Below are 21,673 nucleotides of genomic sequence, written 5' to 3'. Positions count from 1 at the left end.
GGGGGAGTGGTGCGGGGGTGCGGCGGGCGCTGCGGTCGCTGCGGCGTGGGCACGGGGGGAGACACCTCCGGGGTGCGGGAGAGACACCTCTGCGGCGCAAGGGGACCATCGCACGGTAGGCCCATACGATCTCCGCCCCGGCCCGCGACCCGGCGGCGCGCACCGGTGTCCCCCATTCGCGGTAACGTGGCGGCCGAATAACGCCACCTCCCGGGGCGCCCGCCGCCTGCGGTGCGGAACCCCCGGCGCCCCCGAGGACCCCCCGAGGACCACATGTCTGCCGCGCAGTACCCCGCCGTCTCCGTGATCATGCCGGTGCTCAACGAGGAACGTCATCTCAGGAACTCGGTCCGGCACATCCTGGAGCAGGAGTACGCCGGTGAGATGGAGGTCGTGATCGCGCTCGGCCCCTCCGCCGACCGGACGGACGAGATCGCCGCCGAGCTGGTCGCCGAGGACCCCCGGGTCCACACGGTGCCCAACCCCACCGGCCGCACCCCCGCCGCCCTCAACGCGGCGATCAAGGCCTCCCGCCACCCGGTCGTCGTCCGCGTCGACGGCCACGGCATGCTCTCGCCGAACTACATCGCGACCGCCGTCCGCCTCCTGGAGGAGACCGGCGCGCAGAACGTCGGCGGCATCATGCACGCCGAGGGCGAGAACGCCTGGGAGGAGGCCGTCGCCGCCGCGATGACCTCGAAGATCGGCGTCGGCAACGCGGCCTTCCACACCGGCGGCCAGGCGGGCCCGGCCGAGACCGTCTACCTGGGCGTCTTCCGGCGCGAGGCCCTGGAGCGGGCCGACGGCTACAACGTCGAGTTCATCCGCGCCCAGGACTGGGAGCTGAACTTCCGCATCCGCGAGGCCGGCGGGCTGATCTGGTTCTCGCCCGAGCTGAAGGTCCAGTACCGCCCGCGCCCCACGGTGAAGGCGCTCGCCAAGCAGTACAAGGACTACGGCCGCTGGCGGCACGTCGTCGCCCGCTACCACGCCGGCTCGATCAACCTCCGCTACCTGGCCCCGCCGACCGCCGTCGTCGCCATCGCGGCGGGTCTGGTCCTGGGCGCGGCCGTCACCCCGTGGGCGCTGGTCGTCCCCGGCGGTTACGTCGCCGCGATCGTCGCCGGGTCGCTGCCCGCCGGCAAGGGCCTCTCGCTGAAGGCCCGCGCCCAGATCCCGGTGGCGCTGGCGACCATGCACATGTGCTGGGGCTTCGGCTTCCTCACCAGCCCCCGGTCCCTGGCCAAGCGGGTCATCGCGAGCCGCCGCCCGGCGATGACCGGCAGCACCGAGACCGTCTGAGCCGACCGACCGGTCCCGCACAAGCACGAAGCACGAAGCACGAAGCACACAGCATGAAGTGCACAGCACGAAGCACGAAGGACCCCACCGCTCGGCGGTGGGGCCCTTCTCCCGTGCACGGTCCGCTACGGCGTCACCAGCTGTAGTTCGGGTTGACCTTCATGCAGGCCCCCTCTTCCTCGCCGTTGAGGGCCCCCGCCGACTCCGGGGTCTTCTCCGTGCCCTTGGACACCGGATAGGCCCCGTCCTCGCGCCAGTCCGCGCCCACCGCGAGCGAGATCCCCGAGACGTCGGTGGACCTCTTCACCTGCGCCAGCGGAACCCCGAGCGCCTTGGCGACCGCCTGCGCGTCGCCCTCCAGATCCGCGCTCGGATACAGGATCCCGGTCCGCGTCGCCCCCGTCACGTTGCCCGAGTCGATGGTGGTCCGCCCGAAGCCCGCGTTCTTCAGCTGGTCGGCCACGTCACCGGCACGCCCCGAGGCCGGTCCGAGCGCGTCGGTGGCGGTTCCGTTCCGTACGGAGACGGCGATCTCGCCGACCGGCGCGGACGGGTCCTTGGGCTCCTCCGGCTTCTTCCGCTTGGAGGACTTGCCGTCCAGCGGTACGTCGTCCCGCACCATCCGGAACAACTGCTCGGCGTCGCCGGCCTTCGGGTAGACCCGGCCGTTGTTCGAGCCGGTGCCGTACACGTTGGGCATCGTCGACATCGTGATGCGCTTCGTCGGGACCTTCTTGAACTCCTCGGCCAGGTCGTAGAGCTTCTTGACCGTGTCCAGGCCCTTGTCGACGGTCAGCGCGGCGGTGGCCGCCTCGGCGAGGTTCATCAGCTTCGCCGGGTCGGTGAGCTTGGTGCCCTTGCGCAGCTGACGCACCATCGAGTTCATGTACTGGTGCTGGGCCTTCGCCCGCCCCAGGTCGGTGTTGTCCTCGAAGCCGTACCGGGTGCGCAGCCACTGGAGGGCCTGTTCACCCTGGATGGACGTGGTGCCCTTCTCCAGCTTCAGCCCGGAGCCCTTGCCGTCCCGGCCGCGGGATTCGATGTTGGCGTCGACGCAGACGGGGACACCGCCGATCGCGTCGGCCATCGACACCACACCCGCGAAGTCGATCATCATGAAGTGGTCGATGCGGATGCCGGTCAGCTCGTACCAGGTGGCCACCGTGCACCCCGGACCGCCGCGCCCCAGGCTCTCGTTGGTCTGCACGTCCCCGGTGCTGGCCGGGAAGACCTCGCCGTCGGGGGCTGTGCACTTGGGCATCTTCAGCATGGTGTCGCGCGGCATGCTGATGACGGACAGGTTGCTACGGTCCGCGGAGAGGTGGAGCAGCATCTGCACATCGGCGAGCGGCGGGGCCCCGAAGGTCTCCTTCGCGCCGCCCAGCTTCTGGTTGGCCTTGGAGTCCCGGGCGTCGGAACCGATGAGCAGGATGTTGAGCGGGGTCTGCCCGGCGGCGTTGGCCTTGTGATCGGCCATCTGCTTGTCGCCGAGGGTCAGATCCTCTTTCTTGATGTTGCTGTTGAGGTACTCGTAGTAGAGGTAACCGGCGCCGCCGGTGCCGAGTATCAGCACGGCGAGGACGCAGGCGCTCCAGCGCAGTACGCGCCGCTTGGCGCTCTTGGGCGCACGGCGGCTGCTGCGGCCCTGGGCACCGCCCCCGCCGCCGCGCCTGCCCTTCTTCTCCCGACGGCGGCCCCCCGGCGCCCCCTCAGCGCTCCCCGGCCCGCCGCTGTCGGCCTCCTGCGTGCTCGCGTCGCGGTCGACCCGATCGGAGCGGCGGACACGTGACCGCGTCCCCTCCCCGGACATGCTGCTCCGTCCCACCGGACCCCCCATGCTGTTCAGATTTCCGCTGCGGCCCGGTGACCCGGTGTCACTTGGCGCATACCGCCTTGTCGGCACTCGACTGCTCGACGCCTTCCGGAGCCTTCGCCGGTCCGGTGATGAGCTGGCCCGCGCCCTTGAAGTCCGCCCCCAGCGTGAGCACCATCGCCTCAAGACCCTCGGCGTCGGCGGTGCCCTGCTTCATGGCCGTTGCGGGAAGCCCCATCATCTCGGCGAGCGCCCGGGCCTGATCGGCCTGGTTGGGCGCGTACTCCAGCGTCGTCTTCTCGATCTTCTCGGGTGCGTTGGCCTTGTTGGTCGACTTCAGCACCCCCTGCTCGTTCTGGAGCCAGGTGACGGTCGACCCGGCCGCACCGGGGAGATTGCCGCCGTTGAGGACGTCCACCCGTACGTCGGCGGGCTCGGCCTTCGGGCCCTTGAGCAGGGCGGCCTGCTTGCCCTTGGCGGCCTTCTCCTTCTGCTTCACCTCGGTCAGCGAGGTGTCGGAGCGCATCATCGCGAACAGCTGCTCGCCCTTGACCGGGTCCACGACCACGGTGATGGGCTTCGGCTCGGCCGGGTTGTCGATGACCGGCATCGTGAGGAAGGTGACGTTCTTCGTGTCGACCTTGCCGATCTCCTGGGCCAGTGTCATCAGCTTCTTCGCGTCGCCGATGCCCGTGTCGACGGTCAGTGCGTTGGTGGCCGCGTCGGCCAGCGTGTAGAGCTTCTTCGGGTTGGTCAGGGTGTCGCTCGACTTCATCTCGCGGATCATCGAGGCGAGGAACTGCTGCTGCACCTTGATCCGGTCGAGGTCGCTCTCGTTGCCGAAGCTGTGCCGGGTACGCAGGAGGGCCAGGGCCTGCTCGCCCTGCACCTTCGACTTGCCCTGCGGCAGCTTCAGACGGGACTTCGGGTCGTCGACCGGCTTGGCCATGCAGACCTCGACGCCGCCGACCGCCGTGGTCAGCTCCTTGACCGCGTTGAAGTCGACCATCATGAAGTGGTCGGGCTTGATGCCGGTGATGTTCTCGACCGTCTTCATGGTGCAGCCGGGATTACGGTCGTTCTGGCCGAGGCTGGTGTTGAAGCGTTCGTCCGGGGTGCCGGGGATGATCGTGGAGGTGCCGTCCGGCTTCTTCGTCTCGCACTCGGGGATCTCGGTCTTCAGGTCGCGCGGGATGCTCATCGCCGTCGCGTTGGTCCGGTCCTCGGAGACGTGGAACAGGATGGTGGTGTCGGCGTGGCCCGCGCTGCCCTTGTCGCCGTACCCCTCGTTGCCCTTGCCGGTGCGCTTGTCGGTGCCGATGACCAGGATGTTCATCGGGCCGTCGCTGAGGACGTTCTTGTTGCCCTGGTCGCCGATGTCGATCGAGTCGATGTTGCCGTTGAGCTTCTGGTACACGACGTACGCACCGAGCGAGGTGCCCACCACGACGAACGCCATCACGCCGCCCGTCCACAGCAGCGCCTTCTTCTTGCGCGACTTCTTGGGCTTGCGCTTCCGGCGGCCGGTCGCGGGCGGCTCGACGGCCCCGCGCCCTCCCTGGGAGCTGCGGCGGCTGCGCTGACCGGGCACCTCGCGGCGGGGCCCGTCCTGGGCGCCCCCGCGTGAACCGGTCCCGCGGCGTCCCGAACCCTCGCGGGACGAGCCGGTCCGGGAGCCGTCCCGCCGACCGGTTCCCTCGGCCGTAGCCGTACGCGAAGGGCTGCTCGACTCCCCAGCGGAGTGATCCAGTCGCAATTCGTAATTACCGGTATGCGGGTTGAGTACCCACTGGTCGGCGGGGTCGATATCGTCCGCCCGTCCACGACTGTGCGCGTCCACGGTTGCCTGCGTCCTCCGTCGGTGCCACGCGAGGCGCCCTCCCCCGGCAAGGCGCTCGTTCCTTCGCTCCAGCAGTGCACGACCTGACGGCCGGAAGCACCGGATCGCGTCACACTATCCGGCCGATTCCGCGTCGAGCGACGTGCGTGACACATTCCACGCCCCTTACAACCGGGCATACTTCCCATTACGCGTCGATTGTGTTCTGTGTCTTGGCAATTGCTTTACTGCTTGCACAGGTCGTCCGCCGCACTCGAACCCGAATAGGTGGGTGTGGGCGTCGGGCTTTCGGATCCGGCGTCGTCCGGCTTCCCGTCCTGTCCGCTTTCCCCGTCCTGTTGTGCCTCTTGGAGTTCATCTGCCGGTACCACGGCGACGGGCTTGTCCTCGCGGAGTTGCTTGAACAGGTCACCCGCGTCCGGTTCGACGAGTTCATCCCGGTTCGCATTGTTTCGGTACGGCTGCCGGGGCACGGTCAGGAACTGCACCTGCTCGGTCGGTACGTTGCGCATCCCGCGTACCAGGTCGTACAGGTCGCGCAGCGAGTCCAGCCCCGGGTCGGTGGTCAGCGACTTCGTCGCCGCGTCCAGCACCGGGTAGAGCCGTGTCGGGTTGAGCAGGACGCCGTTGCTCTGCATCTTGTTCACGAGAGCGCCGAGGAACTGCTGCTGGCGCTCCATGCGTTCGGTGTCGCTGCCGTTGCCGAGGGTCTTGCGCGCCCGTACGTAGCCGAGCGCCTCCTCGCCGTTCAGCGTCTGCCGGCCCGCCGGGAGCTCCAGGCGCGCGTCCTTGTCGTCGATCGGCTCCTTGAGGCAGATGTCGACCCCGTCCACGGCGTCGACCATGTCCTTGAAACCGTTGAAGTCGACGACCATGTGGTGATCGACGCGGATGCCGGTCATCCGCTCCACGGTCCGGATCGTGCAGGCGGTGCCGCCGAGCTCGAACGCCGTGTTGAACTGGGTGAACTGCTCCCGCGACTTCTTGTCGTCCCCGGTGCGGCAGCTGGGGATCTCCACCATCAGGTCGCGGGGGAGGGACACGGCCGTCGCGCTCTTCCGGTCCGCCGCGAGGTGCAGCAGGATCGTGGTGTCGGAGCGCTGGCTGCCGCCGTCGTCCCGCCCGTACCTGCGATTGTCCCCGGACCGGCTGTCGGACCCGATGAGCAGGATGTTCTGGGCGTCCATGACGATCGGGGTCGGGCGTTCCTTCTCGTACGCCTTGAGCTCGGCGGCGGCGCTCGTGTCGGTGGTGATGTTCCCGTCGAGCTTCTTGTACATCCACCAGCCGACCCCCGCGGCGACCAGCACGAGGAACGAGGCGGCGAGCGCGGTCCAGCGCAGCCAGTGGCCCCTGCGCGCGGCGACGATGCCGTTCTTGGGCCGGTCGGCCCAGGTCTGCACGCCCGCGCCGCTCTTGGCACCCTCGCCGGGGGCGCCCGAGCCTTCGACCTCGGCCTCGTCTGCCGCGGCCTTGCGCTCGTCGGCCTCGCCCTCGGCGCTCTCGGCTTTGCGGGTCTCGGCTCTGCCGGTCTCTGCCTTGCCGGTCTCGGGCTTGTCGGGCTCGTCGGTGGCCGGGGTCTCCTCCCGCCGGGCATCGTCCTGCGCGGGACCGTCCTGCGGGGCCCCGTCGCCGGGGGCCCCGCCCTCGGGGGTCACGCTCTCGGGCCCGGACTCTTCCTGCGACCTGCCCTGCGGCTTGTCCCCGGCCGGGTGGTCCGGGTCGGACGGCGGGCCAGCACTGTCGGTCACGTCTGCGTCCATCCTTCACGTTCGGCGGCGTGAGGGGCCGCCGGTCGCAGGAGTAGACGGCTGAAACTCACGCTTGGTTGTGCACGGCCAGGAGAGTGGTCTGTACCGCTCGATCATCTACCCGCTCCGGTGCCGATTACCGAGGACTCGGCCCGCTGTGGGCCGGACGAGTGGACCTCAGGGCGCTTGTCATACCGCGGTGTTGGTGACCCGCTCACTCTCGGTCCGCTGGGCGAGACCGTCCGCGTCGAGCTGTCCGAGATGGCGGCACAGCACCACGGACCCGCCGGCCGCCAGGGGCGCGAAGAGTCCGGCGCTCAGCCCTTCCCAGGTGTCGTACGTACGCCCGGTGAGCAGCCGGGACCCCGGTACGAGCCCGAGGGCGCCGGCGTCCTCGCGAGCCCGGGCGACGAGCTGCGCTCCCGTCAGCTCGATCCCGCCGACGGCCAGCGCGGGCTCCTCGGGGTCCACCGGAGCGAAAGGTGCGAAGCGGTCGCCCTGGCTCGGCACCTCCACGGCGTAGTCGGAGAACCCCTCGGGCGTCTGCGGGAACCGGCCGCCCAGCGGACGCAGGGCGAGGGCGACGCGCTCGCCCCGGCAGGCCCGCGCCCGCTCCAGGGTGTCCGGGCCGGTCACGACGAGGTCGGCGGCGGCCGGGTCGCCCTGGACATCGGCGACGACCCCGACGGAGGAGCAGGCGAGCAGCCAGGCCGCGGACTGCCAGTGCGCGGGAAGCAGCAGGGCGAGCCGGTCGCCGGGCTCGGCGCCGAGGTCGCCCTGGAGCAGATTGGCGGTCTTGGCCACCCAATTGGCGAAGGTGGCCACCGACAGTTCGACGCGTTCTCCGGTGGCGTCGTCGTAGAAGGTGACCAGGGGGCGGGCCGGGTCCGCGGCGAGGGCGGATCGCAGCAGGTCGGCGGGGGTGCGGTCGCTGGAGTTCATCCGCGCAAGCGTACGCGGGGACGCGGTGCGGGGCGGGCTGAACGGGTGTCACGTACACCGGTTCGGCAGACGGTGCGTCATGTCGGGGTCGATGCCCGGGTAGCCGGACTCGTCACAGTATGGCAACGATCATCCGTATGCGTGCACTATTGGTCACCTCAGTCGGCGTCACCTGCGCGGCGGCCCTCACTCTGCCGCTCGCCGCCCCCGCCCTGTCCGCCCCGGCCGCGCCCTCCGCCTCGGCCCGCCCGCCTTCTCTGGCCCCCGAGTCACCCGGGGCCGGCCCGCCCTCGGTGCGGGCCGCCGCGTTCCCCCCGGCCGAATCCCGTGCCGCCGAGGCCGCGGGCTCGACGCAGTCCCTGCCCCTGGAACCCCTCGCCGCACCGTCCGACCGGTCCCTGGCCCCGACAGCGTCCGGCCAGGGGCTGGAGCGCCGGACCGCCCGGCCGTTCTCCCTGGTGGGCGTCGTCTGGGACGACGCCGAGGCCGAACTTAACGGCACGGTCCAGGTCCGCACCCGCGCGGCCGGCGGCACGAGCTGGTCCCCCTGGCAGGACGTCGAGACCCACAACGCCGAACACGCCGCCGACCTCGGCAGCGACGAGCGCACGTCCGGTGCCGTGCGCGGCGCGACCGCCCCCCTCTGGGTCGGCGCGTCGGACGGCGTGGAGGTACGCGTACAGCCGGAGCCGGCCGATCCGCGGAACCGCTCCGAAGCCGCACCGCTCCCCGACGGGCTGCGCCTCGAACTCGTCGACCCCGGCCCGGACCCCGCACCCGGCCCCGCCGCGGAACCGGCCGCCGAGCCCGTCCGCGCCGCCCCCGTCGGCCGGACCGCCACCGCGGCGACGTTCGCCGTCAACCCGACCCCGCCCACGACGACGGCGGTCGTGCCGGAGGCGCTCACGGCCGAGTCCGCGGCCGCCTCGGCCGTCAACGCGGAACTGGCACCGCTCGGCGCGTCCGTCATCCCCGCGCTGACCAAGGCGCAGACGGAGGAGGCGGCGAACGTCGCGCCCGGGGCGAAGCCGTACATCGGACCCCGGCCGAAGATCATCACCCGCAAGGGCTGGGGCGCGGACGAGAAGCTCCGCGAGCGCAACTTCGCGTACACCAAGACCGTCAAGGCCGCCTTCGTGCACCACAGCGCGACCGGGAACAACTACACCTGCAAGCAGGCCCCCTCGGTGCTCCGCTCCATCTACCGCTACCACGTCAAGAGCAGCGGCTGGCGCGACTTCGGCTACAACTTCGCCGTCGACAAGTGCGGAAACATCTACGAGGGCCGGGCCGGCGGCGTCTCGAAGGCGGTCCTGGGAGCGCACACCCTGGGCTTCAACACCAACACCATGGGGATCGCGGTCCTCGGCTCCTACTCCTCCACCAACCCGCCCGCCGCCGCGGTGACCGCCGTCTCCAGGCTCACCGCCTGGAAGCTCGGACTGTTCGGGGCCAACCCCAAGGGGAAGGTGACGCTCGTCTCCGGCGGCAGCAACAAGTACAAAGCGGGCGTGAAGGTCAAGATGAACGTCATCTCGGGCCATCGGGACGGTTTCGCAACCGAATGCCCCGGAGCGCGTCTTTACAAGAAGCTCGGCAAGGCCAGGACCAGCTCCGCCAAACTGCAGGGCCGCTGACCGGAGCGAGGCCGACCGGTCTGCTTAACTGACCAGTCACATACGAGGCCAGGCCCCAGCAGGAAGCAGAGACGGTGCTGTGACAGAGGCAAAAGAAGCGATTCTCCTGGTCGGTGGCAAAGGCACCCGACTGCGCCCGCTCACGGTGCACACCCCGAAGCCGATGGTCCCGGCCGCGGGTGTCCCCTTCCTCACCCACCAGCTGGCGCGGGCCAGGGCGGCCGGGGTGGAGCACATCGTGCTCGCCACGTCCTACCTGGCCGAGGTCTTCGAGCCGTACTTCGGCGACGGCTCCTCGCTCGGCCTGCACATCGAGTACGTCACCGAGCAGGAGCCGCTCGGCACCGGCGGAGCCATCCGCAACGTCGCGCCGAAGCTGTCCTCGGGACCGGACGAACCGGTCCTGATCTTCAACGGCGACATCCTGACCGGGCTCGACATCCGGGCCCTGGTCACCTCGCACACCGCCTCCGGCGCGGATGTCTCCCTCCATCTGACCCGGGTCGAGGACCCCCGCGCCTTCGGCCTCGTGCCGACCGACGCGACGGGCCGGGTCACGGCCTTCCTGGAGAAGCCGCAGACGCCGGAAGAGATCGTCACCGACCAGATCAACGCCGGGGCGTACATCTTCCGGCGCTCGGTCATCGACTCGATCCCGGCCGGCCGGCCGGTCTCCGTCGAACGCGAGACCTTCCCCGGCCTGCTCGCCTCCGGCGCCCACCTTCAGGGCATGGTCGACTCCACGTACTGGCTGGACCTCGGCACCCCGGGGGCCTTCGTCCGCGGCTCCGCCGACCTCGTGCTCGGCCGCGCCCCGTCCCCGGCGGTCCCCGGCCGCTGCGGCGACCGCCTGGTCCTGCCGACCGCCTCCGTGGCCCCGGACGCCAAGCTCACCGGCGGCACGGTGGTCGGCGCCGGCGCGGCGATCGGCGCGGGCGCGCGGATAGAGGGCTCGACGATCCTGGAAGGCGCGGTCGTCGAGGCGGGCGCGGTCATCACGGACTCCCTGGTCGGGGCGGGCGCGAGGGTCGGCAGCCGTACGGTCCTGGCGGGCGCGGTGATCGGTGACGGGGCGCACGTGGGCGCGGACAACGAGCTGCGCGACGGGATCAGGATCTGGTGCGGGGCGACCCTGCCGGACGCCGCGGTCCGCTTCTCCTCGGACCAGTAGCCGACCCGTACCCGTACCCTCGGAGGATCCGACCTCCGCACGTACCAGGAACACCGAGGCCCACCCGTGGCAGGACGATTCGCCCCGCGCTCCGCCCGAGCGTCACTGCCCGAGCAGGCTGTTGCGCCCCAGCAAGGTGCCGCGCCCGAACAGGTTGCCGCGCCCGAACAGGCAGCCGCGCCCCAGCAGGTTGCCGCGCCACAGCCAGCTGCCGCGTCCCAGGCCGCTGCGGGCCCGGTGCGCCCGACACCTCCGTCCCCCTCCCCCTGCTCCTCCTCCCCCTCCTCGCCCGACGGCCCGCCGCTGAGCCGTGAGTGGATCCCACCGGGCCCCCTGGACCTGCGCCTGGTGCTGGGCCCGCTGCGCCGGGGCCCGGCGGACCCCACGTTCCGCATGGTCGCGGACGGTACGTTCTGGCGGGCGACCCGCACGCCGGAAGGCCCCGGCACCCTGCGCGTCGCGGCGCGCGGCGACCGGATCGCGGCGACGGCCTGGGGCCCCGGCGCGAACTGGCTGCTGGACGGGCTCCCGGCCCTTCTGGGCGCGGAGGACGACCCGGAGGCGTTCGTTCCCCGCCACCGCCTGCTCGCCCTGACCCGGCACCGCCGCCCGGGCCTGCGCCTGCTGCGCACGGGACTGGTGATGGAATCGCTGATCCCGTCGATCCTGGAGCAGAAGGTCACCACGGACGAGGCGTACCGCGCCTGGCGCCACCTGGTCCGCCGTCACGGAACCCCGGCCCCCGGACCCACGGCCGAACTGGGCCTGCACGTCATGCCGGACCCGCGCGGCTGGGCGATGATCCCGTCCTGGGAGTGGCACAAGGCGAACGTCGACGCCAAACGCTCGTCCACGATCATGCGGGCGGTCCGGGTGGCCCGCCGCCTGGAGGAGGCGGCGACGATGAACCTCCCCGAGGCTCAGGCCCGCCTGCAACTCATCCCGGGGATCGGCCCCTGGACCTCGGCGGAGACCCTTCAGCGCTCGAACGGCGCCCCGGACGCGGTCACGGTCGGCGACCTGCACCTCCCGGGCATCGTGGGCCACGCCCTGGCGGACAACCGCGACGCGGACGACGAGGAGATGCTGACCCTCCTGACCCCGTACGAGGGCCAACGCCACCGAGCGACCCGCCTGATCCTGCTATCGGGCCACACCCCAAAACGCCGAGCCCCGAGAATGACCCCGGGCAACATCGTGAACCTGTAGCAACTTCAGCCCGCCGGTCCGGCCTGCGCTGTCCCACCCCGTCCGGCCATTTCCAGCCCCTCCGGCGTTTGAGGAGCGGAGCCCCGAACCCAGCCCGTCCGGCGCTTGAGGACAAAGGGGGGCCCGGGGCGGAGCCCCGGTTTCGGGAAGGGGCGGGTAGGGGAAAAGGCCCGCGCAGCCCCCCGCCCGCACCCCGCACCCCGCCCCGCCAGGGGCCCCTCACCGCACGGTGAGAAACGCCTCCGCATCCCGCCCAGCCCGCTCCCGAGGCACCCCCACCGCATGCCCCACAGCCACCGCCCCCAACGGATCCCAGGACGACGGCAGCGAGAGCACCTCCCGCACCACCGGCCGGCAGAACATCGTCGAGGACACCCACGCCGACCCCAGCCGCTCACCCGCCAGCGCCACCAGGAAGTTCTGCACACCGGCCCCCGCCGCGACCACGAACATCTCGCGCTCCGCGGTGTCGCGGCGCTCGTCCCCGTACGTATGGGAGCCGTCCATCACCAGACACGGCACCACCAGATACGGCGCGTTGCGCAGCACATCCCCGCGCCGCACCCGCTTCGCGATCGACTCCTCGCTCTTCCCGTCGCGCCGCAGGTCCTCGACCCACGCGTCCCGCATCGCGTCGAGCAACCGGGTCCGCGACCCGGCGGACTCCAGCAGCACGAACCGCCACGGCGTCGTGTGATGAGGCGCGGGCGCGGTGACGGCAGCCGCCACAGCGCGCCGCACCGCCCCCGGATCCACCGGCTCGTCGCTGAACTCGCGCACCGTACGCCGCAGCGTCACCGCTTCCCGCACGGCCTCGGACGTCCCGAGCCGGAACATGTCATCGGCAGCACTCCGCACGAGCGCACGAGCACCGGGCTCGTCGTCCCCGCCGGACGCCACGACGTGCGACAGCCCCCGGACCACGGCCACCGGCAGCCCCTCCGCCTTGCCCTTGACCAGGTCCCCCGCCGAGGCCAGCTCGTCCGCCGTGGCCACGACCGTGGCGCTGAGCGGATTGCCGTACGCGTCCGTCCCGCCCCGCAGATCGTCCAGCACCCGCACCCCGGCCGCCCCGATCGCGACGTCGGTCAGCCCGTTGCGCCACGCCCGCCCGAAGGTGTCCGTCACGACGACGCCGACCTCCACGCCGAGGGTGTCCCGCAGCCCGTCCCGGATGGCCCGGGCGGAGGCGTCGGGATCCTCGGGCAGCAGCAGTACGGTCCCGGCCGGCGTGTTCGAGGCGTCGACCCCGGCGGCGGCCATGACCAGACCCTGCCGGTTCTCCACGATCCGCAGCGTCCCGCGCCGGGCGACGACCCGCACGGTCTCGGCGTCGATGGCTGCCTCACGGTCCGCGGCCTCGACGATCCGGCCCTCGGCCTTGGAGACGATCTTCGAGGTGACGAGCAGCACGTCACCGTCGACCAGCCCGGGCCCGGCCGAGGCGATCAGCTTGGCGAGATCGTCACCGGCCCGCACCTCGGGCATCCCGCCCAGCGCCCAGACCCGAAAAGAGGCAGCCCCGCTGTCGGCGCCGGAAGAACCGCTCACGCCCGTACCTCCTCGGCCAGATCCAGCGCCTGCCGGGCCATCTCGGCGGTCGCGTCCACATCCGTCATCATCAGCGGCACCGCCCGGCAGCGGATCCCCGCCGCCTCGACCTCGCCGACCGCACCGGCGTCCACCGTGTCGACCAGCCACCCGTCGAGCAGCCCCGAACCGTAGTGCTGGGCCACGGCAGCCGCCGTCGACTCGACGCCCACAGCAGCGAGCACCTTGTCCGCCATACCCCGCACGGGCGCGTCCCCGACGATGGGGGAGAGGCCGACGACCGGCACCCCCGCCTCGGCGATCGCCTCGCGGATCCCGGGCACGGCGAGGATCGTGCCGACGGACACCACCGGGTTCGACGGCGGGAAGACGATGACATCGGCGGAGCCGATGGCCTCCAGCACCCCGGGAGCCGGCTTGGCCTGCTCAGCCCCGACCGGCACGATCGCCCGCGCCTCGACGGAGGCGCGGAGCTTCACCCAGTACTCCTGGAAGTGGATGGCCTTGCTCTCGCCGTCCATCTCGACGGCGACATGCGTCTCGATCCGGTCGTCGGACATCGGGAGCAGCCGCACACCCGGCTGCCAGCGGGCGCAGAGCGCCTCGGTGACCGCGCTCAGCGGATAGCCGGCGCCCAGCATCTGCGTGCGGACGATGTGGGTCGCGAAGTCGCGGTCGCCGAGCCCGAACCACCCGGGCCCCACCCCGTACGCCGCGAGCTCCTCCTTGACCTGGAAGGTCTCGTCGGTCCGCCCCCAGCCCTGCTCCTCGTTGATGCCACCGCCGAGGGTGTACATCACGGTGTCGAGGTCGGGACAGACCTTCAGCCCGAACAGATGGATGTCATCACCCGTGTTGCCGATCACCGTGATGTCCGCGTCGGGCGCGGCCTGCTTGAGGCCGCGAAGGAAGCGGGCACCGCCGATGCCACCGGCCAGAACAACAATGCGCATGCACAGCAGTTTGTCAGGCGGGTACGACGTCCACGGCCGTCGGGGCGCTTTGCGTGGCGTGCATCGGCATCTCGGTCAGGCCCGGGTAGTAGATGTGCAGACTCACGGCCGGTTCGAGCGAATCGTTGACCACTTCGTGGACGTACCCCGGGGCGAAGGCACGCTGCGCACCCGCGCCGAGCGACTGCGCCCCGCGCTCGGTGCGCTCGGTCAACTCGCCTTCCAGAACCGTCAGTACGCCGGCGGAGAGGCCGTGGTCGTGGAGCCCGCTGCCCTGTCCGGGCACCCAGCTGAGCAGCCACACCTCGTAGCCGGGGCCCTGGTGCAGGCGGTGGTACCAGCGGGAGGCGGAGTCGTACTGGACGATTTCCGCCCACCGCGCGCGGTCGGCCGCGATGGAGCGTGCGAGGCCGACGAATTCGGAGACGGTGGAGGGGTGCTCGCGGGCGGGCTGCAGAAGGTGCTGGACCTCAAGGATGTCGCCGGCGATCTGAAGGTCGCTGTCGCTGTTCATGGCTGCGGTGGTTCCTCGGCATGGGGGGTGCGCGTGCGGGGGAGTCGCGGTGAGCGTCAGCAGCTCGGAAGGAGCCGCGGGGGAGTACCGGAGGTGCGGCCCGGCGGAGCTGGAAAGCCGACGAGCAGGGGATCCGGAGAGGCTGGATCAGAGCTGGAGCGCTAGGGCATCAACAGCTGTGACAGCTGGAACAGCAACAGCGGGCCTGGACAGCGCTACGGAACCCACGGACGTGGGTGACGTGCAGGGCTGCGGTCGCTGGCATGGTCACAAGAAGACCGGCTCGGCCGTCCGCTGTCAACCCAATGCCCGATATGGGGGCAATGTTTCACTCCTTCCGGTCGCCGAATTCGGAGAAAGGTTTATGCGCCCATGACCGGGGACATGTGGCGCATCATCCGCGCTCCCAAACGCGGCTGACGCTCCGTGACCTGACTGTGATCTTGATCGCTTCAGTGATCGAATCGCAACGTAAGGGCGGCCTCGCTCGTCTCTCCCGAGAGAGGGTGTGGGGCTGTGGAGCCTGTGGCATATGTCAGGTTTTTGCTGATTTGAACACTTTCCGCATACGCTTGGTTCCGCAGAGTGAATCCCTGGGCCAATAGCAGATCCTCGCTTGACTGCCCCGGAGCTACACACTTGTAATTTCACTCGTGTCGTTCAGCCGCAAACGGCTGCATCACGGGACGCAAGAGACAGACGAGGGGCGCACATGACCGAGCTGTTCCAGCAACTGCTGGTCGAGGACGCGGACGAGGAACTCGGCTGGCAGGAGCGCGCACTGTGCGCCCAGACCGATCCCGAGTCCTTCTTTCCCGAAAAGGGCGGATCCACCCGCGAGGCCAAGAAGGTCTGCCTCGCCTGTGAGGTCCGCTCGGAATGCCTTGAGTACGCCCTTTCCAACGACGAACGCTTCGGCATCTGGGGCGGGCTCTCCGAGCGGGAGCGACGACGCCTCAAGAAGGCCGCCATCTGACCGGCCCCGGACGCACGGCGACCGGCTCCGGGCCCATCCCGGACCAGCGCCGGGCATAGTCCCTGACCGTTCGATTCAGGCCCCGGTGCATCCCGGCCAGGCGCAGGACGCACCCCGGACCACCCCGTCCTGGCGCCGGACGCATCCCGTATCCCGTATCCCGCGTCCGGGACCTCCACGGGCCGCTCCATCCGCGAGCCGCGGAGCGCCCACCCCGCCCCACCCCGCACACGCCCACCCCGCACACGCCCCCGCGCCTCCGGCCGAGGCCGCCCCTCTCACAGGGCCGCAGACCCACCGGCCCCGTCGCATGGCCGCAGACCCACCGGCCCCGGCCCCTGGGCCGCCGACCCACCACCCCCACGGCCCGTCCACCGCCCCCTCCCCGGGGGCGCCTTGGACGGGCCGTCGGCAGGTCCGCGCCCGCCCCCTTCGCCCGCTCGGACCCCCGCCACCTGTCCGTACCGTTAGTGTGGGGCCCCGTCCGAGACGCGCCAACGCCCCGCCGGGGCGCGCGTGTACACCGATGCAGCCCCCGGGGACGCCCCCGGACCCGGCCGGAGGGCCCGTACCTCGATGTCCGTGCACAGCCACTCGGCGGCGCCGAACGCGGCCGCCGCCGCCCCAGAGTTCCCCCGGCACGTCGTCACCGCCGTGCTCGTCTCCCACGACGGCGCCCGCTGGCTGCCCGACGTGCTGGCCGGGCTGCTCGGGCAGGAACGCCCCGTACAGAACGTCGTCGCCGCCGACACCGGAAGCGCCGACGACTCGGCCCGGCTGGTCACGGAGGCGCTCGGCGACGACCGCGTCCTGCACCTCGCACGCCGTACGAGCTTCGGCACGGCCGTCGACGAGGCGGCCCGCACGGCCGGCACCCCCACCCCGGACGACCTGCCGTACCTCAAGCGCCCCAGCGGCTGGGACCCGGCCACCCGCACCTGGGTCGACGAGAACTACGACCTGCCCGAGCTGCCGCACGGCGAACCGGTCCAGTGGCTCTGGCTGCTGCACGACGACTGCGCACCCGAGCCGGACGCGCTCGCCGAGATGCTGCGCGTCGTCGACACCGACAAGCACGCCACGATCGTCGGACCCAAACTGCGCGGCTGGTACGACCGCAAGCAGCTCCTCGAAGTCGGCGTCTCCATCGCCAACAGCGGACGCCGCTGGACCGGCCTGGACCGTCGCGAGCAGGACCAGGGCCAGCACGACCAGGTCCGTACGGTCCTGTCCGTCTCCACCGCCGGCATGCTCATCCGCCGCGACGTCTACGAGGAGCTCGGCGGCTTCGACCGCAGGCTCCCCCTGATGCGCGACGACGTCGACCTCTGCTGGCGCGCCCACCTCGCCGGCCACCGGGTCCTCGTCGCCCCGGACGCCGTCCTGCGGCACGCCGAGGCATCCGCCCGCGAACGCCGCCCCATCGACTGCGCCGGCCGCTCCGTCGCCAGCCCGCACCGCGTCGACAAGGCGGGCGCGGTCTACACGATGCTCGTCAACGCCCGCGGCAAGGCCCTCCCCTGGGTCCTGCTCCGGCTCGTCGTCGGCACCCTGCTCCGTACCCTCGCCTACCTCGTCGGCAAGGTGCCCGGGCAGGCCCTCGACGAGGTCACCGGACTGCTCGGCACCCTGCTGCGCCCCGGCCGCATCCTCGCCGCCCGCCGCAACCGCGGGAAGGGCGTCGTCGACGCCGCCGAGCTGCGTGCGCTGTTCCCGCCGCCCGGCGCGACCGTCCGGGCCACCGTCGACCAGGTCGCGGGCAACTTCGGCGGCCGCAGCGACGCCGACGCGGGCGGTTCGCGCCACGGGGCCGTCGAGTCCGGACCCGGCGGCGACGACGCCGACTTCCTCGAAGTCGACCAGTTCGCGCGCCTCAAGCGCATCGGCCGCAAGCCGGGCCCCGTCCTCTTCGCCCTGCTCCTGCTCGTCTCGCTCATCGCCTGCCGCAACCTGCTCAGCGGCGGCGCCCTGGCCGGCGGCGTGCTGCTGCCCGCCCCCGCCGAGGCGGGCGCGCTCTGGGAGCGGTACGCGGACGCCTGGCACACGGTGGGCACCGGCGGCACGCAGACCGCCCCGCCCTATCTCGCCCTGCTCGCCGCCCTGTCGGCCCTGTTCCTCGGCTCGGCCGGCCTCGCGGTCAGCGTGCTGCTCGTCTGCTCGATCCCGCTGGCCGGCGCCACCGCCTACTTCGCCTCCCGCCCGCTGCTCCCCTCCCGGCTGCTGCGGGCCTGGGCGAGCATCGCGTACGCGTTCCTGCCCGCCGCGACCGGCGCCCTGGCCACCGGCCGCCTGGGCACCGCCGTCCTCCTCGTCCTGCTCCCGCTGATCGCCCGCGCGGGCGTCGCCGCCCACGGGCTCCGCGCCGACAGGGCGGCGGGGGAGCGCGGCAGCTGGCGCGCCACCTGGGCGTACACGCTGCTGCTGACGGTCACCATGGCGTTCACCCCGATCGTCTGGCCGCTCGCCGTCGTCCTCGGCCTCGGCGTGCTGGTGCTGCGGCGCGGCGACATCACGGCGTACGGGCTCCGCTTCGTCGCCGCCGTCGGCACCCCGGTGCTGGTCCTCGCCCCCTGGTCGCTGAGCCTCCTGACGAACCCGTCCGCGCTCCTGACCGAAGCGGGCCTGGACACCGGTACGGGAGACGCCTCGGGCCTCGACCTGCTCGGCATCAGCCCCGGCGGCCCCGGTGCGGCGGGCGGCATCCTGCTCCTCGGCATCGTGCTGGCGGCGCTCGCCGCCCTGCTGCGCGGCGAGCGGCAGTTCGCCGTCCGTACCGCCTGGGCCGTCGCGCTCGTCGGCTTCCTCTTCGCCGCCGTCGCCAACGGATCCACCTGGGCCGGACCCGCCACCCTCGTCTACGGCACCGCGCTGATCGCCGCCGCCCTGGTGGGCGCGGACGGGGCCCGCATCCGGGTCGCCGAGCAGAGCTTCGGCTGGCGCCAGCCCGTCGCCGTGCTGATCGCGCTGGCCGCCGGACTGGCCCCGGCCCTGGCCGCGTTCGGCTGGATGATCGGCGGTGCGGACGGCCCGCTGGAACGACGCGACCCCGTCCAGGTACCCGCCTTCGTGGCGGAGGAGAGCACCACCCGCGACCAGCCCCGCACCCTCGTCCTCGGCGGCGCCTCGCCCGACACCGTCTCCTACAGCCTGGTCCGCGGCTCGGGCGCCCGCCTCGGCGACGGCGAACTGACCGAGGCCGGCGGCAGCAACAGCAACCTCGACAAGGTCGTCGCCAACCTCGTCGCCGGCTCCGGCGCCGACCAGGGCGGCCAGCTCAGCGGTTTCGCGATCCGCTACGTCCTCGTCCGCGACGGAGCGCCGCGCGAGATGAGCCGGGTCCTCGACGCGACCCCGGGCCTCAGCCGCCTGAGCCAGCTCGACGGCAGCGCCCTGTGGCGGGTGGACCGCCAGGTCGCCCGCGTCATGATCACCCCGGCGTCCGGCGAGGGGGAGCACCTTCCGGTCGGCTCGGCCGCCGTCGAGGCCCACTCCGAGATCCCGTCCGGCGAAGCGGGCCGTGAGCTGCGCATCGCGGACGCCGCCGACCCGGGCTGGACGGCCACGCTGGACGGCAAGCCGCTGACCGGGAAGACCGTCGACGGCTGGGCCCAGGGCTTCGAACTGCCCGCGAACGGCGGCCGCCTGGACCTCACCCACGAGGCCCCGATCACCCACACCGCGTGGATCTGGGCCCAGGCCGGGCTGCTCGTGGTCCTGGTGGTCATGGCGCTGCCGGGCCGCCGCCGGGAGATCGACGACGACCTGCCCGAGGAGGCGCTCCCCGTCGCCGCCGAGCCGGTCGACGGCGAGGGCCGCCGCGCCCGCAGGCTGCGCGCCGCGGCCCAGGCCGAGGCGGCGGCCGCCGCCGAGGAGACCGCGCACGACGGCCGCGACCTCGATCACGACCCGTCGCGCGTCGCGGACCAGGGGGACTACATCCCCGCACAGCAGTCCGCCGACCCGTACGCCGCGACCCCCCCTGCGCACGACCCGCAGGAGGCCACCGGCGGCTATGCGGCCGTCCCGCAGCAGCAGCAGCAGTACGACGAGTACGCGCAGTGGGACGGGCAGCAGCAGCCGAGCGCCGACTACTACGCGACGTACCAGCAGCCGGACCCGTACGCCCAACAACACCAGCAGCAACAGGAACAGAGCGCCGGCTACCAGGGCGGCTACGGAATCCAGGACCCGTACGCGCAGCAGTACGACGACCAGGGCACGTACAACGAGCCGGGCGTCGCGTACAACGACCAGGGCATGTACGACGAGTACGGCCAGTACGTCGGCGGGCAGCACCACCAGCACCCGTACACCGAGAACGGCGAACAGACCGACCCCCCGGCCCCGGGTCAGGCCCCGTGGCAGACCGGTAACGCATCGCGAGGCGAGTCCGAGTGAAGTCCACCCACCTGTCCCTGATCGCGGGCGCCGCCCTGCTGGCCGCCGTCACCGGATTCGCCACGGTCACCGCGCCCGGCGCCCCGGCGGACACCGCCGCGAAGTCCGCCGCGCTGCTGCCGGTCGAGCGCGCCGGCCTGGTCTGCCCGGCACCCAGCAACTCCGACCTCGCACAGACGCAGTACACCGCGTTCACCCCGGTGAGCGAGGGCGGCGACGCGAAGGGGGCCGCCGAGCTGAAGCCGGCCCTGCCGATCGTGGACGACGAGGACGAGACCGACCCGAAGAAGACCAAGAAGGCCGAGGAGGCGGCGAAGAAGGCAAAGGAGAAGGCCGAGAAGCCCGTCCTCGCCGTGAAGGAGCCCGGAACGCCGGTCGTCGCGGAGGCGGACGGGGCCGACGCCCCTGCCCTCGTCGGCACGGCCACCGGCAAGCTGGCCCCCGGCTGGTCCGCCCAGCAGACCACCCAGGTCACGGCGGGCGGCGCACGCGGACTCCTCGGGGTCACCTGCACCGCCCCCGACACGGACTTCTGGTTCCCGGGCGCGAGCACCGCGAAGTCCCGCCAGGACTACGTCCACCTCACCAACCCCGACGACACCGGCGCCGTGGCCGACATCGAGCTGTACGGTCCCGAGGGCGCGGTCAAGTCCGAGGTCGGCGACGGCATCACCGTGCCGGCCCGCTCCAGCGTCGCCGTCCTGCTGTCCACCCTCACCCCCGAGGCCGTCGACCAGCTGACCGCGCACGTCACCACCCGCTCGGGGCGGATCGGAGCGGTCGTCATGAGCGCCGACGAGAGCGCGGGCAGCGACTGGATCACCGCGTCCGAGAACCCCTCCGGCACGCTCGTGCTGCCGGGCATCCCGGCCGACGCCACCTCCGTACAGCTGGTGGCGTTCGCCCCCGGCGAGGACGACGCGGACGTGAAGGTCCAGCTCATGGGGAAGAACGCGGCGTTCTCCCCGGCGGGGAACGCCACCCTGCACATCAAGTCCTCGATGACGGCCGCCGTCGACCTCAAGGACGTCACCCGCGGCGAGCCGGGCTCGCTGCGCCTGAGCCCCGTCCAGAAGGACCGGGCGACCCCGATCGTCGCCGCGCTGCGCGTGGTCCGGGGCAAGGGCGACCAGCAGGAGATCGCCTACATCCCGGCCACCGGGCCGGTCGCCGCACGGGCGACCGTGCCGGACAACCGGGCCAAGGGCTCGACGCTGTCCCTGACCGCACCGGGCGCCGCGGCCAAGGTGAAGGTCACCGCGTCGGCGGGCAGCGGCGGCGGCGAACCGGCCGTCGAGACGTACAACGTCAAGGCCGGCACGACCCTCGCCGTCACCCCGAAGGCCCCGGCAGGCCTCAAGGGCTCCTACGCGCTGACCGTCGAGACGACCTCGGGCGGCCCGGTCCACGCCTCGCGCTCCCTGGCGCTCACGTCGGGCGGCGTGCAGATGTTCACCGTGCAGACGCTCCCCGACGACGGGGGCACGGTCGAGGTCCCGGCCGCCCGCCAGGACCTCTCGGTCCTGGACGACTGAGGACGCGTCCCGCAGCCGTACCCCGGGAGAGATCCCGCCGCCGGGCTCCCGGGTACGGCTGCGGGAGAGATCCCGGCGCCG

General features: G+C 72.1%; 14 protein-coding genes. 7 read left to right on the top strand and 7 right to left on the bottom strand.

The genetic code is table 11. The features are described 5' to 3' along the window. The first annotated feature begins 273 nt into the window (after nucleotides 1-273). The gene (locus tag ACFWRV_RS27960) at nucleotides 274-1,302 is read left to right on the top strand and encodes a glycosyltransferase family 2 protein (RefSeq protein ID WP_384338497.1); all 1,029 of its coding nucleotides are present in this window, start codon (nucleotides 274-276) and stop codon (nucleotides 1,300-1,302) included. 133 nt (nucleotides 1,303-1,435) lie between these two features. Here the strand turns inward: ACFWRV_RS27960 and ACFWRV_RS27955 are convergent, their stop codons facing one another. From ACFWRV_RS27955 to ACFWRV_RS27940, 4 genes are all read right to left on the bottom strand, one after another. Then, complete coding sequence (locus ACFWRV_RS27955; RefSeq protein ID WP_384338496.1) at nucleotides 1,436-3,112, bottom strand: LCP family protein; 1,677 nt, start codon at nucleotides 3,110-3,112, stop codon at nucleotides 1,436-1,438. Between the two features lie 64 nt (nucleotides 3,113-3,176). Further along, nucleotides 3,177-4,955 carry an LCP family protein gene (locus tag ACFWRV_RS27950; RefSeq protein WP_384338495.1) on the bottom strand — a complete coding sequence of 593 codons (1,779 nt, stop codon included), beginning with the start codon at nucleotides 4,953-4,955 and terminating at the stop codon, nucleotides 3,177-3,179. A gap of 224 nt (nucleotides 4,956-5,179) precedes the next feature. Beyond that, nucleotides 5,180-6,718, bottom strand: coding sequence for an LCP family protein (locus ACFWRV_RS27945; RefSeq protein WP_384338494.1), 1,539 nt, complete (start codon nucleotides 6,716-6,718; stop codon nucleotides 5,180-5,182). Nucleotides 6,719-6,895: 177 nt separating this feature from the next. Continuing rightward, nucleotides 6,896-7,648: a TIGR03089 family protein gene (locus ACFWRV_RS27940; RefSeq protein WP_384338493.1), complete on the bottom strand. Its 753-nt coding sequence runs from the start codon at nucleotides 7,646-7,648 to the stop codon at nucleotides 6,896-6,898. A gap of 137 nt (nucleotides 7,649-7,785) precedes the next feature. Here ACFWRV_RS27940 and ACFWRV_RS27935 point away from each other — a divergent pair, with 137 nt between their 5' ends. The 3 genes from ACFWRV_RS27935 to ACFWRV_RS27925 all read left to right on the top strand — a co-directional run bounded on the left by ACFWRV_RS27935 (nucleotide 7,786) and on the right by ACFWRV_RS27925 (nucleotide 11,665). After that, entirely contained in the window at nucleotides 7,786-9,285 is a 1,500-nt protein-coding gene (locus ACFWRV_RS27935) for an N-acetylmuramoyl-L-alanine amidase (protein WP_384338492.1), read from the top strand. A gap of 79 nt (nucleotides 9,286-9,364) precedes the next feature. Beyond that, nucleotides 9,365-10,456, top strand: coding sequence for a sugar phosphate nucleotidyltransferase (locus tag ACFWRV_RS27930; protein WP_384338491.1), 1,092 nt, complete (start codon nucleotides 9,365-9,367; stop codon nucleotides 10,454-10,456). A gap of 66 nt (nucleotides 10,457-10,522) precedes the next feature. Next, entirely contained in the window at nucleotides 10,523-11,665 is a 1,143-nt protein-coding gene (locus tag ACFWRV_RS27925) for a DNA-3-methyladenine glycosylase family protein (RefSeq protein WP_384338490.1), read from the top strand. A 219-nt stretch (nucleotides 11,666-11,884) separates the two neighbouring features. Here ACFWRV_RS27925 and ACFWRV_RS27920 read toward each other — a convergent pair whose 3' ends face one another. The 3 genes from ACFWRV_RS27920 to ACFWRV_RS27910 are packed head-to-tail and all read right to left on the bottom strand — an operon-like array spanning nucleotide 11,885 to nucleotide 14,683. Further along, complete coding sequence (locus ACFWRV_RS27920) at nucleotides 11,885-13,216, bottom strand: coenzyme F420-0:L-glutamate ligase (protein ID WP_384338489.1); 1,332 nt, start codon at nucleotides 13,214-13,216, stop codon at nucleotides 11,885-11,887. Continuing rightward, the gene (gene cofD / locus ACFWRV_RS27915) at nucleotides 13,213-14,169 is read right to left on the bottom strand and encodes a 2-phospho-L-lactate transferase (RefSeq protein ID WP_384338488.1); all 957 of its coding nucleotides are present in this window, start codon (nucleotides 14,167-14,169) and stop codon (nucleotides 13,213-13,215) included. The genes ACFWRV_RS27920 and cofD overlap by 4 nt, the downstream gene beginning before the upstream one ends. A gap of 13 nt (nucleotides 14,170-14,182) precedes the next feature. After that, nucleotides 14,183-14,683, bottom strand: coding sequence for a cysteine dioxygenase (locus ACFWRV_RS27910; protein ID WP_384338487.1), 501 nt, complete (start codon nucleotides 14,681-14,683; stop codon nucleotides 14,183-14,185). Nucleotides 14,684-15,395: 712 nt separating this feature from the next. Here ACFWRV_RS27910 and ACFWRV_RS27905 point away from each other — a divergent pair. From ACFWRV_RS27905 to ACFWRV_RS27895, 3 genes are all read left to right on the top strand, one after another. Next, on the top strand, nucleotides 15,396-15,659 hold the full coding sequence (locus ACFWRV_RS27905) for a WhiB family transcriptional regulator (protein WP_003968728.1): 264 nt from the start codon (nucleotides 15,396-15,398) through the stop codon (nucleotides 15,657-15,659). Between the two features lie 576 nt (nucleotides 15,660-16,235). After that, nucleotides 16,236-20,057, top strand: coding sequence for a glycosyltransferase (locus tag ACFWRV_RS27900; protein WP_384338486.1), 3,822 nt, complete (start codon nucleotides 16,236-16,238; stop codon nucleotides 20,055-20,057). Beyond that, nucleotides 20,054-21,592 carry a DUF5719 family protein gene (locus ACFWRV_RS27895; protein ID WP_384338485.1) on the top strand — a complete coding sequence of 513 codons (1,539 nt, stop codon included), beginning with the start codon at nucleotides 20,054-20,056 and terminating at the stop codon, nucleotides 21,590-21,592. The genes ACFWRV_RS27900 and ACFWRV_RS27895 overlap by 4 nt, the downstream gene beginning before the upstream one ends. Nucleotides 21,593-21,673: the final 81 nt, after the last annotated feature.

This window comes from Streptomyces sp. NPDC058576 (assembly GCF_042718715.1).
Taxonomy (GTDB): domain Bacteria; phylum Actinomycetota; class Actinomycetes; order Streptomycetales; family Streptomycetaceae; genus Streptomyces.
Note: the sequence above shows the minus strand (reverse complement) of the source record. Positions and strands in the feature narration are given on the sequence as shown.

Coding starts and splice junctions, on each gene's coding strand:
- ACFWRV_RS27960 (WP_384338497.1), top strand. CDS start 274: ATGTCTGCCGCGCAGTACCCCGCCGTCTCCGTGATCATGCCGGTGCTC.
- ACFWRV_RS27955 (WP_384338496.1), bottom strand. CDS start 3,112: ATGTCCGGGGAGGGGACGCGGTCACGTGTCCGCCGCTCCGATCGGGTC.
- ACFWRV_RS27945 (WP_384338494.1), bottom strand. CDS start 6,718: ATGGACGCAGACGTGACCGACAGTGCTGGCCCGCCGTCCGACCCGGAC.
- ACFWRV_RS27940 (WP_384338493.1), bottom strand. CDS start 7,648: ATGAACTCCAGCGACCGCACCCCCGCCGACCTGCTGCGATCCGCCCTC.
- ACFWRV_RS27935 (WP_384338492.1), top strand. CDS start 7,786: ATGCGTGCACTATTGGTCACCTCAGTCGGCGTCACCTGCGCGGCGGCC.
- cofD (WP_384338488.1), bottom strand. CDS start 14,169: ATGCGCATTGTTGTTCTGGCCGGTGGCATCGGCGGTGCCCGCTTCCTT.
- ACFWRV_RS27910 (WP_384338487.1), bottom strand. CDS start 14,683: ATGAACAGCGACAGCGACCTTCAGATCGCCGGCGACATCCTTGAGGTC.
- ACFWRV_RS27905 (WP_003968728.1), top strand. CDS start 15,396: ATGACCGAGCTGTTCCAGCAACTGCTGGTCGAGGACGCGGACGAGGAA.
- ACFWRV_RS27900 (WP_384338486.1), top strand. CDS start 16,236: ATGTCCGTGCACAGCCACTCGGCGGCGCCGAACGCGGCCGCCGCCGCC.